The following is a 13,455-nucleotide window of genomic DNA, read 5'->3' as shown; positions in this document are numbered from 1 at the left end:
GCTCATGGAGCAGGGATATTCATAAATGGAATAATTTAAAGTAATTAGACCAGCAAGCTGCCTACAATGCGTTTCCTCTCGTCATCGCTGTTACGCCTGTGCGGGACAACTCCTGAATGCCGTAAGGCTTAAGCAGCTCCAGCAGCGCGTCGACCTTCTCGGTGTCGCCTACGACCTGGATCATCATGTTTCGGGTTCCGATATCTACTACCGCAGCCCGGAAGGTATCCGCAAGCGATTTGATTTCGGGACGTTCGGCCGGTTCCGCTTTGACCTTGATCAGGGCCAGCTCCCGGGACACCATCGGTTTGGAGCTCAGATTAACGACTTTAATGACATCGATCAGCTTGTAAAGCTGTTTCTCGATTTGCTCCAGCGTCTGATCGTCTCCCTCGGTCACAATGACCATGCGGGAAAGCCCCTGCTCTTCCGATTGGCCCACTGTAATGCTTTCGATATTGAAGCCGCGCCGGCCAAAAAGGCCGGACACGCGCTGCAATACACCTGGCTGATCGTTCACTAGAATGGCGATCGCATGTTTTGTAGTCATTATTCACAGTCCCCCATCAGCATTTGATCAATGGTAGAACCTTGAGGCACCATCGGATAAACATTTTCCTGCTTATCCACCACGAATTCTACCAATACCGGTCCCGGTGTCTCCAAAGCTTCGCGCCAAACCTCCTGGGCATCTTCCTTGTTCGTGGCCCGCAGCCCTTTGACGCCATAAGCTTCAGCCAGCTTCACAAAGTCAGGGCTGCCGGAGAGGTCGATGTGGCTGTAGCGGTTGTCGTAAATCAGCTCCTGCCATTGTCGGACCATGCCGAGCACCTGGTTGTTAATGACTACGATCTTCACCGGAATTTTGTTAATGGCACAAATCGCAAGCTCCTGCGAACACATCTGCATGCCGCCGTCGCCGTTGATGGAGATAACCAGCCGGTCTGGATGAGCCATCTGTGCTCCGATTGCGGAAGGGAAGCCGAAGCCCATCGTGCCCAGGCCGCCCGAGGTAATCAAGGAACGGGGCTGATTGAACTTGTAATACTGGGCCGCCCACATTTGATGTTGTCCGACGTCGGTGGTTACAATGGCTTCGCCATGGGTCGTTTCGTTGAGCATTTCAATGACCCACTGCGGCTTCAGGCTGTCGTTGGAATCCTTGTATTTGAAAGGCTTCTCTGCTTTCCACTGCTGAATCTGATCTCTCCAGCTATCGGCCTGGTCCGCCCGTTTAACCAGTTTATTCAGCTGTTCCAACACCGTTTTGACATCTCCGACCACCGGAATATCCGTATGGATGTTCTTGCCGATCTCGGCTGGATCAATGTCGATGTGGACAATTTTGGCTTTAGGAGCAAAGCCGTCAAGCTTGCCGGTTACCCGGTCGTCAAAACGGGCACCAATACAGATCAGCAGATCCGATTGCTGGATCGCGTTGTTCGCCGTGTAGGTCCCGTGCATACCCGGCATCCCCATCCAGAGCCGGTTGCCGCTCGGAAATCCTCCGAGTCCAAGCAGCGTTGTGGTCACCGGAATTTCCGTTGTTTCGGCGAACTGGAGCAACTCTTCATGTCCCCCCGAGTAGACGACCCCGCCGCCTGCAAGAATTACAGGCCGGCTTGCTTCCTGGATCGCTGCTGCTACTTTGTCCAGCTGCAGCCGGTTTGGGGCTACTGTCGGGTTATATCCGCGCAGGTTCATCGTTTTTGCCGGTTCGAACAAGGTGGTGGCTGCGGATACGTCTTTCGGAATATCGATCAGCACCGGCCCTTTCCGGCCGCTGTTTGCAATATGAAAGGCCTCGTGAATGATACGCGGCAATTCTTTTGCATCGCGCACCAGGTAGCTGTGCTTCGTGATCGGCATCGTGATGCCCGTAATGTCGGCTTCCTGGAAAGCATCGGTTCCGATCAGGCTCTGAATGACATTGCCTGTAATGACAACTAATGGAACCGAGTCCATGTAGGCCGTTGCAATGCCGGTAACCAGGTTGGTGGCGCCAGGGCCCGAAGTGGCGATACAAACGCCCACCTTGCCGCTTGCTCTCGCATATCCGTCGGCCGCATGAATCGCTCCCTGTTCGTGCCTCGTAAGCAAATGGCGGAAATCGCTGAAACCGTAAAGTGCATCATAGATGTACAGCACGGCCCCGCCCGGGTATCCAAAGACGCATTCTACACCTTCAAGCAGCAGACTTCTCAGCAAAATTTCCGAGCCGGTAATGACCTCTGGTTTCATCCATTTCTCACGTAATTGTTCTGTCGACTTCAATTCCTCAGTTTCCGTTTTCACTTTACGTTTCCTCCTCTCAGGCTTGGCGGCTAGAGCAACAAAAAAACCTTTCGCCCACTGCCAGCGTTACTACGCTAGAGGGGCGAAAGGTTTGATTTACCTTACGCGGTACCACCCAAATTCACAAGGCATCTCGCGATGCCAAGTCTTGGCGGGTAATCAAAAGCCCGTTCTTTGCCTGGACTTTTCTTACCCTTCATCCGTAACGTGGACAACTCGATTCTCCCTAATCACTGTCCGGTTAATGTCGTTCAAACCGAAACACCTTTCAGGAAAACAGCTCCGAGGTGAGCGCGCAGTAAGGGATAATGGTGGTGGTCTCAGCAAATCCATCCACTCTCTGAGCATAGAGCCCTTAAGCTTCGTCCTCTTCATAGCCATTGGTTTATAGCTTTAAATGGTTAAAATGGTTAGGAACATTATATGTTCACCTTACATGCGAAGTCAAGGGCTCCTCACCTATTTTTTTTATTTGTCACCCCGAACAGGCCATTAACATACGATAACAAAGACATTCACCCGGGTGCAGAAGGAGGGTGCGATATGATCCGTTATCGCAGACCTAAACAAGATGACCCCGTCATCTATGGATTGATTGAGAAAGAGCTTGTCCCGCACAGCCATTTGTCCAGCAAAGAAATTGATAAAATCCGCCGGGATTTGCCTGGCCGCATGAAACATGGCGTCACCCTGGTCGCAGCTTCCAATTATGATTCCGACCCGCTAGCCTTTATTCATTTCATGATTCACGGCGAACTTCTATACATCGATATGATTGCCGTCGACCGGAACCATCAGCACAAGCGTTATGGCAAATCCCTGATGGCCAAAGCCGAAAATTTTGCCGCCTCGAGAGGCTGCTCACGCTCAAAGGTATTGGTGGACGCCGGAAACACACACGCCCACCTGTTTTACAGCAAACTGGGATACCGGACCGTTCGTTTTGTCGCTCAAACGCAGTGTTACGAGATGGAGAAATCTCTGGTTAACCTTAGGTTATTGCCCTGAACTTAAAGGAAAAATCCGCCCGGATATCCGTAGCCGGGGTATCCTCCGTAACCTCCGTAACCGTAGCCGTATCCCCCCGGGTATCCGCCGTAACCATAGCCCGGGTATCCTCCATAAAATCCGCCGGCAAATGGTGCCGTGCCGATCGCAAGCAGGTCGAACAAAGCCAGCGGCAAGATCGCTTTGGTTCTGACCTTTTTGCCGGCTGAAGGTTTCACATAAAGGCGTTTGCCGCTGATTCTCACCAAAGTCCCCGTGACAAAACCGCCGTCCTTTTTGTAGGCAATGATTTTTTTGCCGATCAGCTTTTTAGCCTGAGATTCAATTCCGTTTGCTTTCATCAGGTTTCCCTCCTCCTGCTGTATTCTTATCCAGCGTATTCCCTCGCCAGGCCCGGTGATTGTATAAACGCCCGGCTGACGGGGGAAACAACAAATAAAAATAAAAGCCGGAACATAAAAAAAGACGCCCTGCTAAGGGCGTCTTCTGGTTTAAGACTTAATTAAGCGTTGATTTTTTCTTTAGCTACAGTAGCCAAAGAGTTGAAAGCGGCGATATCGTTAACAGCCAGATCCGCAAGCATCTTGCGGTTGATGTTGACTTCAGCCAGCTTCAGGCCATGCATCAATTTGCTGTAGGACAAGCCGTTTTGGCGTGCAGCAGCGTTGATACGAACGATCCACAATTTGCGGAAATCGCGTTTTTTCTGACGACGGTCACGGTAAGCGTAGAGCAGGGATTTGTTCACTTGCTCCTTAGCTGTTTTAAAAATGCGGTGTTTGGAACCGAAATAACCTTTTGCAAGTTTCAGAATTTTCTTATGACGACGACGAACGACGAATCCGCCTTTAACTCTTGCCATAGTGATAAACCTCCCAAATAAATTGTTTAAGAATGTACTACTTCAGGTTAGCCAAACCTTGTTTCAAACGGCTTACGTCGCCGGAATACATCACAGGGCTGTTAGCCAAAACGCGTTTAGCGCGTTTGGATTTGTGGGACAGAAGGTGGTTTCTGTTGGCTTTGTAACGTTTTACTTTACCAGTTCCCGTAATTTTGAAGCGGCCTTTAAGGCTGCTGTGTGTTTTCATTTTAGGCATTAGGTCTTCCCCCTCATAGTTTATATGGCGCTTAATTCTTAGGCGCCAAAATCATAATCATACTGCGGCCTTCCAGTTTAGGCTGGCGTTCAACGCTGGACAGTTCTGCAACCTCAGCTTTCACGCGCTCTAAAATTTTCTGACCGATATCGGCATGAGTGATTTCACGTCCACGGAAGCGTACAGAGCATTTAACTTTGTCGCCTTCGTTCAAAAATTTGATAACGTTGCGCAATTTCGTTTGATAATCATGTTCCTCGATATTGGCACGGAACCAAACTTCTTTGATGTCCACGATCTTCTGATTCTTGCGGGCTTCTTTCTCTTTCTTCTGCTGCTCATAACGGAATTTGCCGTAATCCATGATCCGGCATACCGGCGGTTTGGCCGTTGGCGCAATATTCACCAAATCCAGGTTCAAATCGATAGCCATTTGCTGGGCTTCGCGAATCGGTTTGATGCCGATCTGCTCGCCGTCCGGTCCAACCAAGCGTACTTCTTTCGCCCGAATCTCGTCATTGATCAAATGTTCCTTACTGATAGTTCTCCACCTCCAAAAAGGATGGCCGCACAGCGGCTTAAAATTGCCTTTCAAGCTTTCATAAATGAAAAGGGATGCGGGTCAGACACCCGCATCCCAATATTGATCGTCCATATCATCATGAATGTAAATTCATAAGTTTGGTCGGATCAAGACCAGCCAACAATTGTCGGACAGGTGAGAAGCAGTGCCTCTTCTTGCAATCCTTTTTTGATTATTCACAACACTTTGATTAATATATCACATGACCCAAGCTTGTGTCAACAACTTTCCAGAAAAACGTGGGCAGCTTATCCTTGTTTGCTCTGCACCTCTTCAAGCCGCACTACCCGGGTATGCTGGGTATGGCTCCACTGCTTGTTGTTCTGCGTGAAGAAGGCATAGAACGTAATCGGATACCAGGAGATCAGATAAATCGGGAACAAAATCAGGTACAGATAAACTTTCTTGAATGTTACCTTCTCCAAAGCCATAGCCAGAAGGAAGGTCACAACGTTTGCCCCGACAGCAAAAAACGATGCCCAGACCGGCAGATACGAATACAGCGTAGAGAAATGCGGTCCGTTAAACAGCGATTGATCGGCCCAAATCAGGGCAGCAAGCAAAAAGGTAAGCAGCACGATGTAGACGTTAACCGCGTACAGCGCCATGTCCATTTTGACCAAGCTGCGTTCCTTGATGCTCTTCCAGAGCAGCGGGAAGAAATAACGGCGAGCCACGGTGAAATGGCCCTGCATCCAGCGCAGACGCTGGCGTGCCGATGCTTTAAAGGACAACGGTTTCTCATCAAACAATTTGGCGTCATAGTTAAACACCGGATGAACGCCGCGGTCTACGCAGCGCATGGTGAACTCCAGGTCTTCGACCAGACTGGTTGCGCCCCAGCCCATTTCCTTAAGCAGGCTGGTTTCAAAACACATCCCGGTACCGCCAAGGAAGTTGGCCATACGCAGGTTGTGGCGAGACAGCTGCCACAAGCGGTTCACGTACCAGTAGGAAATCCCGTAAGAAGCCGTAATCCATGAGTCTTCCGGGTTCTTGGTGTCGATGTAGCCCTGGATGACCCGTGCGCCTTCGCATAAATCGTTATTCATTTCCTTAAGAAAATCCGGATGCGCCAAATTGTCGGCGTCAAACATGACCACCGCATCATATTGGCGCGGCATTTCCCAGAGCTTCTTGAGCATCCATTCGATTGCAAACCCTTTGCCGCGCTGGTTGGTATTGGTCCGTACGCAAGCATGCATGCCATGCTCGCGCACGATTTCGGCCGTACGGTCCGTGCAGTTGTCGCAAATGACAAAAACATCATACAGCTCGCGAGGATAGTTCAGCTTCTTCAAATTCTCCATCAGAGCGCCAACGACCTGCTCCTCGTTATGCGCTGCCACCAAAACCGCAAAAGATTTCTCCGGCGCGTGCTGTGTTTTTTGCTTTTTCCTGTACATGCCGAATAATGAGAATACAAACTGATAAACGGCAATCACCGCCAGAATGATCTGGAGGGTAATCAAAATGCCATCGAACATGATTCTCTGCAGCCCCCTTTTTTAACCCTGTTGAATTGTTTTTTGTTTTTTTCTCTCTAGATCCAGTGTTTTTTTATTTGTTGTCACTGTTTCTGCGTGCGAAACGAATTTCGCTGACCACCTTCATTACAGTTCTTTCTGAAATGTTTTCAACTTCCATAGCAAGTGAGATGCCATTACGATTCTCTATGACTTTGATTTTTTTGTCAAAAGCAAATTAGCGCCTGTTTTGCCAAAATACAGCCGAACTGGCCTTCTACAGCTTCTCACAACATCACAGTCACGGTTTCATCCCTGCTTATTTCTTATTTTCAGCATTTTTAATCCTTTTTATTTCTTCGGCCCTCCTTTTTTTTTCAAAAATTCAGAAAGCCAAAATTTACATCACGCGGAACCCCATTTTATAAGCCAATAATATTTACGAAACAAAAGCGCAAAAAGTTTACAATTAAACTCAATTTATTTTAAACTCCTCAGCTAACATTGAATCAGCCCTGCAATCTTCCCCATAAAACCGGGCTCCCGCAGACTTTTTATGTAAAAAGCCCGTCCGGGTTTAAAAAATATGATACATTTAAATCAGATATGCCTAAATAAATACAAAAGGGATTTGCTAATGAATGCCTCTAACGAAAGGGGGAGCTGTGAATGCTGACGCGACTTTTTGCCAAGCTCCATCAAGCGGATCGGAAATTATTTATGAAAATCAACACCGGGCTGCACCGGAAATTTCTGAATTTCCTGCTCTATTATGCGACTCACCTTGGCGGAGCTACCTTTACGATTTCGGCTTGTCTGATCAGCTGGTACTTTCTTCCCAGAGTTTGGGGGACTACGGCCCTTATGAGTCTTACGGCCCTGGCAGCCAGCCACATTCCCGTGGCTATAGCCAAGAAAACGTATCCGAGACTGCGGCCTTATCTTGCCCTTCCGGACGCGCGGACTTTTCGCAATCCGCTTAAAGATCATTCCTTTCCATCGGGCCATACAACAGCTATTTTTTCGGTTACCGTACCGTTTATGATTCTTTTCCCCCTGCTCATTCTGCCGCTGCTTCCGATCGCGCTGACCGTAGCGTTGTCCCGGATTTATTTAGGACTTCATTACCCTTCGGATGTGCTTGCCGGAGGCGTTATTGGTACCTTAACCGCTTTCGGGACGGTTGCATTATGGCCATAAAGCAGATAATGTATATATAATGGTAAAACCTTGCGGGAAAAGGTGAAACTAAAGTGCATAAACAAAGAATATTGCTATTATCGGAAGGGTTTGGAGCAGGACATACGCAAGCCGCATATGCGCTTTCCAGCAATTTGCGGAAAATTGCGCCGAATGTTCAGACCAAAGTGCTGGAGCTGGGCAGCTTCCTTAACCCTAGAATGGCGCCTTTCATTATAACTGCATACAAAAAGACCGTCTCATCGCAGCCGCGGCTCGTCCGGCTAATGTATCGCAGCAATTATAAGAAGTCTCTGAATAAATTTACGACGCTAGCGCTTCACCGGATTTTCTATACTCACACCTCCCAGCTGATCAAGCAGCTGCATCCGGACGTTATCGTTTGTACCCATCCGATTCCGAGCGCGGTTATCTCCAGGATCAAACGGCTCGGGATGGAGGTTCCGCTCTGCACCGTTATTACGGATTATGACGTGCATGGGGCCTGGGTCAGCCGGGAAGTGAACTGCTATCTGGTATCGACAAACCAGGTCCGGGAAAAGCTGATTGAACGCGGGGTTGATGATGCCAAAATCCGCGTGACAGGAATTCCTGTTCATCCGAATTTCTGGGAACGTCACAGCAAAGAGGAAATCCGGGCCAGCTTCGGTCTTCATGACCTGCCAACCGTGCTGGTCATGGGCGGCGGCTGGGGATTCATGAAGGACGAAACCGTCAACTCGCTGCTGGCCAGTTACCGGGACCAAGTCCAGATTATTTTCTGCTTCGGCAACAATACCAAGCAGCTGAACAAGATGCAGGAGGATCCCAGATTCCAGCATCCGAACATCCATCTCCTCGGCTTTACACGCGAGGTGGATAAGCTGATGGAATTTGCCGACCTTCTGGTAACCAAGCCGGGCGGCATGACCTGTACGGAAGGACTCGCCAAAGGGATTCCGATGCTGTTTCATCAGCCGCTGCCGGGCCAGGAGGAAGAAAACTCCGAATATTTCACCTCACAGGGCTGGGGGACGCCGATCACCTCCAAAGATGATATTACGGACTGGATGGACCGGCTGATCAACCATTACGATCAGGTAGTCGAGAAACGCCGGCAGGTGCTGGAGCAGATCAACAGCTACCATCCAACCGGAAGCGCCCACGCCATCATCGAAGTGCTTGATCAAAATCAGGGGCGCCGAGATTTGTTTTCTTATAAGAAAACGCCATAATAAAACCCAGCACACGAAGCTGCCGATCCATTCGGCAGCTTTTTTGGTTTGCGAGCCGGTATAACGGCATTCCAAGCATACAAAAAAAGCCGTCTCTGGGACTCCCCCGCAGACGGCCCTCTAGCCCGGCACCAAGTGGTGCCGTTTAAAACCTATCCATCTTATGTTCTTCGTAATTGCGCAAAGCTGCTTGTCCTACCTTCACTTCGCAGCGGTAAATATTCATGCCCTGGGCATGGAATTTGCTTTCGTATTCCGTCATAACATGATTTTCGTTGATGCCGTCACGGTGCAAATTCAGCGAGATGTCGCTCATTTGCAGGCCTACGGCTGCAAATGCGTTCAGCGAAAATTCAAACAGCGTCTGCGAATCGGTTTTGAAATGAATTTCGCCTTTTTCGTTCAGCAGCTGCTTGTATTTGTTCAGGAAACGCGGGTGCGTCAGCCGGCGGCGTCCATGTTTCGCTTTGGGCCACGGGTCGCTGAAGTTCAAATAAATCCGCTCAATTTCTCCCGGTGCAAAAAATTCCTCTATAAACTCGATATTGCCAAGCGCCAGATTGAGATTCGGCGGCCGGACGTCTTCCACGTTTTGACCGGTCTTCTCGGCCCAGGCCTTTTTGCCTTTCTCCCCTGCCCGGCGGATCAACTCGTCGTACATATCCATACCGATAAAATTCACGTCCGGATAACGAACGCTCATGCCGCTGATAAACTGACCTTTGCCCATACCGAGCTCCACGTAAATCGGGCGGTCATTGCCGAATCTTTCTTTCCAGCGTCCTTTATACTCGCGAGGGTCCAGCACGATCAGTTCAGGCTGGGCCTCCAGATTTTCACGTATTCCTTTTCTGCCGCGTAAACGCATCTTTAATCTCCTCTTTGTTCCTCTTAATAGTACCTGACACTATATTTTGCCCAAGAATGGACGAAAAGTAAAGGCTAATCTAATGAAAAAGGAACCCTGAAAGCCGCTGGGTAGCAGCTGTAAGGATTCCTTTTTCTATATTTGGAATTGGGGTCCAACAAAGTCAGGTTCCGCTTTTCGCCCGGTTACGGTGTGCAAGCCGCCCGGGAAGCAAAATGCGAAATTTACAATGCAGAGCGGGAAATTCCATTCCCTCTGCAGCCGTCCTCTTTAATACGCTTATATAAAATAGCATAATTAACGAGGCAAAGCAAGAAAGTACGGGGGAGCTTGATTCCCCTTTTTTCACAAGTTTTGATACAATGAAAGTTGTTCTCCCATTATTACCCCCGATGCCGGAAAGCGAAACAGGGAGAATTCATTTTTTTGAACTATAAAGGAGCCTTCTGGATGAGCACTTTATCTTCCTCCTCTCCGCTTTTATGGAGCGATAAAAGATTTCATACATGGAATACCGAAATGAAAGAACAGTTTGGCGAAAAAGTATTTAAGGTCATGCTGGACGCCGGCTTCACCTGTCCCAACCGGGATGGCACCATCGCGACAGGCGGCTGCACGTTCTGCAGCGCAAGAGGCTCAGGCGACTTCGCCGGTCGGCGGCGCGACGACCTGGTGACGCAGTTCAATACGATCCGTGACCGGCAGCATCAGAAATGGCCGAATGCCAAATACATCGGCTATTTTCAGGCCTACACGAATACGTATGCTCCGGTTGAGGAGCTGCGCGAATATTATGAAGTGATCCTGGAGCAGCCCGGTGTTGTCGGCTTATCCATCGCTACCCGGCCGGACTGCCTGCCTGACGATGTCGTCGATTATCTGGCCGAGCTGAACGAACGGACTTATCTCTGGGTGGAAATGGGACTGCAGACGGTGCATGAGTCCACTTCCCAGCTCATCAACCGGGCCCACGATACGCGGTGTTATCTCGAGGCTGTCGAGAAGCTGCGCAAACGCGGCATCAGGGTCTGCGCCCATATCATTTATGGTCTCCCCCAGGAGACGCATGAAATGATGCTGGATACGGGCCGGGCCGTTGCGGAGATGGATGTGCAGGGCATTAAAATCCATCTGCTCCATCTGATGCGGAAGACGCCGATGGTCAAGCAATATGAAGCAGGCCTGCTCCGCTTCCTGGAGCAGGACGAATACATCAAGCTGATCGTTGATACGCTTGAGTTCCTGCCGCCGGAAATGATCGTGCACCGGCTGACCGGCGATGCGCCGCGCGATCTGCTGATCGGCCCGATGTGGAGCCTGAAGAAATGGGAAGTGCTGAACGGCATCGACAAGGAGCTGCGAAGCCGCGATTCCTGGCAGGGCAAATACTGGAGGGGACGCTGATGGGTTTCCCCTCCGTGCTCAGCTTTGCCCGCCAGCTGGTGTCGCAGCGGCTCCAGCCCGGCGACACCGCGGTGGACGCGACCGTCGGCACCGGCGCGGACACCCTGTTCCTTGCGGAAGCCTGCGGCCGCAAGGGACAAGTCTTCGGCTTCGATATCCAAGCCGAAGCGTTATCTTTGGCGGCCCAGCGGCTCGCCAAAGCGCGGGAGACCGGCGCCAGGCTTGCGCCGGTCTCTCTGCTGGAGCGCAGCCATGCCGAAATGGCGGCTGCGCTGGACCCGCGGCATCACGGCCGGGTCGGGGCCGTGATGTTCAACCTCGGCTACCTGCCGAGCGAGGACGCCGACAAGGCGGTCATTACGCTGCCGGACAGCACGATCGAGGCGCTTGACGCCTCGCTTGGGCTGCTGCGGCCGCGCGGCCTGATCACCGCCGTCGTCTACCCCGGCCACGACGGCGGCGCCGCCGAAGCCGAGCGCGTCGAGGCTTGGGCCAGGGAACTTCCGTCTGCCGCCGGGCAGACGATCATGTACCGGCAGCTGCAGCGTGCGGCCGCGCCTTATTTGATCGCGATTGAGAAGAAATAAAGAAGGTCGCGTTTATTTTTAAATTATTATTTCTGCCGTTGTTAACCTTCTATTATCCGTAAAGGGGAGTCAGTAATGAGTGTACACAAAATCGAGCATGTCGGAATTCGGGTTTCGGCCCTTGAGGATTCAATCGAATTTTACAGCCGGGTGATCGGCCTGAAGCTGGCGGGAACGCTTGGCGATGTCGAAGCTCCGGTACGGCTGGCTTTCATGTCCTTTCCTAATCAGACGAATGTCGAGGTAGAACTGGTCTATAAAAAGGCTCCGGAAGAGCTGGCCAATGAAGGCCGCGTCCACCATATTGCCTTCACGGTCAGCCAGATCGAACAGGAATACGAAAGAATCGCCCAGCTGGGTTTGTCCGGCCTGGACAGCCAGATCAACCAGCTCCCGAACGGCAGCCGTTATTTCTTCTTTAACGGTCCGGACGGGGAACGCATCGAGTTCTTCCAGCCCGCCCAGCCATAATCTGGACCTAAGAAAGGATGTCGGACATGGTGACTGAACAGCCCTTCTCATTCATTAACGAGGATTTGCAGTCCGTCTATGTGTATCATTGGGGACCCGGACATTCAGGAGATTCTGAGCATTTTTCCGCTGCTTCCGGCCCTGATGCCGGTGCAGCTCCAGACGGCACAACCGAAGCCGGAAGCGCCGAGCCTGGCAGTCTGCCGGCACAGGCTGCTGCCCCCGCTCCTCCCCTTTCCATCAAAGGGATCGTGCAAATCGTTCACGGCATGGCCGAAACGGGCAGACGTTACGAAGAAACGGCTGCCGAGCTTGTCCGGCACGGTTATCTTGTTTATGCCGCAGATTTGCGCGGTCACGGACGGACGGCCGATCAATACGAAGGACTGGGGTATGCCGGCAAAGATGGGCATAACGGCATGGTCAAAGACATCCTGCTGCTCCGCGAGGAAATCGGCAAACGGCATCCCGGACTGCCCGTGTTTCTGCTTGGCCACAGCATGGGTTCTTTTCTGGTGCAAAAGGTTATGTATACCGGCCCTGAACGTTATAACGCATTTCTGCTGACCGGCAGCTGCGGCAGACAGCCGTTTCTTTCCTTTGGCGAGAAGCTCGCCGCGATGCAATGCCGGCTTCAGGGAGAGCGCAAGCCAAGCCTGCTGCTGAACGCCCTGGTCTTTGGTCCCTACAATCGGCAGTTCAAGCCGGTCCGCACTCCGTTTGACTGGCTGTCCCGGGACACGGCTGAGGTCGACCGGTTTGTAGCCGATCCCTATTGCGGCGAGCTGTGCAGCGCCGGTTTCTTCTGCGACTTCTTCCGTTTGCTGCGGGAGATCCACCGGCCAGAACACATGGCGAGAATCCCGGTCGACAAACCGGTATTTTTGTTCTCTGGAGCCGAAGATCCGGTCGGCCACAACGGCAAAGGCGTGGAGCGGCTGGCAGCCGATTATAACCGGCTTGGCCTTCGCCATGTGGATTTGAAGCTTTATCCCGGAGCCCGGCATGAGCTGTTCCATGAATTCAACAAAGAAGAAGTGATACGCGATGTGCTCCAGTGGCTGGACCGGCAGGCCGGCAGGCTGTCAGCAGCTGCCCCTTCGTAGAAAGGCAAGTTCTCCCGCGCTGCTGACTTTCTTTCCGGCCTATGCTCCATTTTCCCCGCATCAAACACAAAAAAAGCCGCAGTTTATGCGACTTTGATTGTCTGAAGCTACCGCCAAGGGAATAAGGAAAGCTAATGAATTGCAGGAATAAAG

The 13,455-nt window shown here is 51.2% G+C and carries 15 protein-coding genes; 7 read left to right on the top strand and 8 right to left on the bottom strand.

Annotation, left to right across the window (positions count from 1 at the left end; genetic code table 11):
- Window positions 1-61: 61 nt before the first annotated feature.
- Together ilvN and ilvB are read right to left on the bottom strand one after the other, a co-directional pair.
- Window positions 62-550, bottom strand: a complete 489-nt coding sequence (ilvN, locus tag AWM70_RS02685; RefSeq protein ID WP_068694128.1) for an acetolactate synthase small subunit — start codon at window positions 548-550, stop codon at window positions 62-64.
- Window positions 550-2,241 carry a biosynthetic-type acetolactate synthase large subunit gene (ilvB, locus tag AWM70_RS02680; RefSeq protein ID WP_068700313.1) on the bottom strand — a complete coding sequence of 564 codons (1,692 nt, stop codon included), beginning with the start codon at window positions 2,239-2,241 and terminating at the stop codon, window positions 550-552. Before ilvB ends, ilvN begins: the two co-directional genes overlap by 1 nt.
- A 597-nt stretch (window positions 2,242-2,838) precedes the next feature.
- Between ilvB and AWM70_RS02675 the strand changes: the two genes are divergently transcribed.
- Window positions 2,839-3,303, top strand: coding sequence for a GNAT family N-acetyltransferase (locus AWM70_RS02675; protein WP_068694126.1), 465 nt, complete (start codon window positions 2,839-2,841; stop codon window positions 3,301-3,303).
- Window positions 3,304-3,305: 2 nt separating this feature from the next.
- Here the strand turns inward: AWM70_RS02675 and AWM70_RS02670 are convergent, their stop codons facing one another.
- From AWM70_RS02670 to AWM70_RS02650, 5 genes are all read right to left on the bottom strand, one after another.
- Window positions 3,306-3,644 carry a hypothetical protein gene (locus AWM70_RS02670; protein WP_068694124.1) on the bottom strand — a complete coding sequence of 113 codons (339 nt, stop codon included), beginning with the start codon at window positions 3,642-3,644 and terminating at the stop codon, window positions 3,306-3,308.
- Window positions 3,645-3,805: 161 nt separating this feature from the next.
- Window positions 3,806-4,165 carry a 50S ribosomal protein L20 gene (rplT, locus tag AWM70_RS02665; protein WP_068694121.1) on the bottom strand — a complete coding sequence of 120 codons (360 nt, stop codon included), beginning with the start codon at window positions 4,163-4,165 and terminating at the stop codon, window positions 3,806-3,808.
- Between the two features lie 37 nt (window positions 4,166-4,202).
- A complete protein-coding gene (gene rpmI / locus AWM70_RS02660) occupies window positions 4,203-4,403 on the bottom strand; it encodes a 50S ribosomal protein L35 (RefSeq protein WP_068694119.1) in 201 nt (66 codons plus the stop codon).
- 31 nt (window positions 4,404-4,434) lie between these two features.
- Window positions 4,435-4,929: a translation initiation factor IF-3 gene (gene infC / locus AWM70_RS02655; RefSeq protein WP_068694117.1), complete on the bottom strand. Its 495-nt coding sequence runs from the start codon at window positions 4,927-4,929 to the stop codon at window positions 4,435-4,437.
- A 305-nt stretch (window positions 4,930-5,234) separates the two neighbouring features.
- Window positions 5,235-6,473: a glycosyltransferase family 2 protein gene (locus AWM70_RS02650; RefSeq protein WP_068694115.1), complete on the bottom strand. Its 1,239-nt coding sequence runs from the start codon at window positions 6,471-6,473 to the stop codon at window positions 5,235-5,237.
- 651 nt (window positions 6,474-7,124) lie between these two features.
- Between AWM70_RS02650 and AWM70_RS02645 the strand changes: the two genes are divergently transcribed.
- Both AWM70_RS02645 and AWM70_RS02640 read left to right on the top strand, forming a co-directional pair.
- A complete protein-coding gene (locus tag AWM70_RS02645) occupies window positions 7,125-7,652 on the top strand; it encodes a phosphatase PAP2 family protein (protein ID WP_068700311.1) in 528 nt (175 codons plus the stop codon).
- A 53-nt stretch (window positions 7,653-7,705) separates the two neighbouring features.
- The gene (locus AWM70_RS02640) at window positions 7,706-8,866 is read left to right on the top strand and encodes an MGDG synthase family glycosyltransferase (RefSeq protein ID WP_068694113.1); all 1,161 of its coding nucleotides are present in this window, start codon (window positions 7,706-7,708) and stop codon (window positions 8,864-8,866) included.
- 145 nt (window positions 8,867-9,011) lie between these two features.
- Here the strand turns inward: AWM70_RS02640 and trmB are convergent, their stop codons facing one another.
- Window positions 9,012-9,734: a tRNA (guanosine(46)-N7)-methyltransferase TrmB gene (trmB, locus tag AWM70_RS02635; protein WP_068694111.1), complete on the bottom strand. Its 723-nt coding sequence runs from the start codon at window positions 9,732-9,734 to the stop codon at window positions 9,012-9,014.
- 450 nt (window positions 9,735-10,184) lie between these two features.
- Between trmB and mnmL the strand changes: the two genes are divergently transcribed.
- From mnmL to AWM70_RS02615, 4 genes are all read left to right on the top strand, one after another.
- Window positions 10,185-11,138 (top strand): tRNA modification radical SAM protein MnmL/YtqA, encoded by a 954-nt coding sequence (gene mnmL / locus AWM70_RS02630; protein WP_068694109.1) that lies wholly within the window; start codon window positions 10,185-10,187, stop codon window positions 11,136-11,138.
- Window positions 11,138-11,725 (top strand): tRNA 5-(aminomethyl)-2-thiouridylate-methyltransferase MnmM, encoded by a 588-nt coding sequence (mnmM, locus tag AWM70_RS02625; RefSeq protein ID WP_068694107.1) that lies wholly within the window; start codon window positions 11,138-11,140, stop codon window positions 11,723-11,725. The genes mnmL and mnmM overlap by 1 nt, the downstream gene beginning before the upstream one ends.
- Before the next feature lie 75 nt (window positions 11,726-11,800).
- A complete protein-coding gene (locus tag AWM70_RS02620) occupies window positions 11,801-12,196 on the top strand; it encodes a VOC family protein (RefSeq protein WP_068694105.1) in 396 nt (131 codons plus the stop codon).
- A gap of 26 nt (window positions 12,197-12,222) precedes the next feature.
- Window positions 12,223-13,302: an alpha/beta hydrolase gene (locus AWM70_RS02615; protein ID WP_083180104.1), complete on the top strand. Its 1,080-nt coding sequence runs from the start codon at window positions 12,223-12,225 to the stop codon at window positions 13,300-13,302.
- Window positions 13,303-13,455: the final 153 nt, after the last annotated feature.

This window comes from Paenibacillus yonginensis (assembly GCF_001685395.1).
GTDB lineage: Bacteria > Bacillota > Bacilli > Paenibacillales > Paenibacillaceae > Fontibacillus > Fontibacillus yonginensis.
This window is presented reverse-complemented; position numbering and strand designations above follow the sequence as displayed.

Bases quoted from the DNA above. Each gene is read 5' to 3' on its own strand.
- ilvN (WP_068694128.1), bottom strand. From the start codon at position 550: ATGACTACAAAACATGCGATCGCCATTCTAGTGAACGATCAGCCAGGT.
- ilvB (WP_068700313.1), bottom strand. From the start codon at position 2,241: ATGAAACCAGAGGTCATTACCGGCTCGGAAATTTTGCTGAGAAGTCTG.
- AWM70_RS02675 (WP_068694126.1), top strand. From the start codon at position 2,839: ATGATCCGTTATCGCAGACCTAAACAAGATGACCCCGTCATCTATGGA.
- AWM70_RS02670 (WP_068694124.1), bottom strand. From the start codon at position 3,644: ATGAAAGCAAACGGAATTGAATCTCAGGCTAAAAAGCTGATCGGCAAA.
- rplT (WP_068694121.1), bottom strand. From the start codon at position 4,165: ATGGCAAGAGTTAAAGGCGGATTCGTCGTTCGTCGTCGTCATAAGAAA.
- rpmI (WP_068694119.1), bottom strand. From the start codon at position 4,403: ATGCCTAAAATGAAAACACACAGCAGCCTTAAAGGCCGCTTCAAAATT.
- AWM70_RS02650 (WP_068694115.1), bottom strand. From the start codon at position 6,473: ATGTTCGATGGCATTTTGATTACCCTCCAGATCATTCTGGCGGTGATT.
- trmB (WP_068694111.1), bottom strand. From the start codon at position 9,734: ATGCGTTTACGCGGCAGAAAAGGAATACGTGAAAATCTGGAGGCCCAG.
- mnmL (WP_068694109.1), top strand. From the start codon at position 10,185: ATGAGCACTTTATCTTCCTCCTCTCCGCTTTTATGGAGCGATAAAAGA.
- mnmM (WP_068694107.1), top strand. From the start codon at position 11,138: ATGGGTTTCCCCTCCGTGCTCAGCTTTGCCCGCCAGCTGGTGTCGCAG.
- AWM70_RS02620 (WP_068694105.1), top strand. From the start codon at position 11,801: ATGAGTGTACACAAAATCGAGCATGTCGGAATTCGGGTTTCGGCCCTT.
- AWM70_RS02615 (WP_083180104.1), top strand. From the start codon at position 12,223: ATGGTGACTGAACAGCCCTTCTCATTCATTAACGAGGATTTGCAGTCC.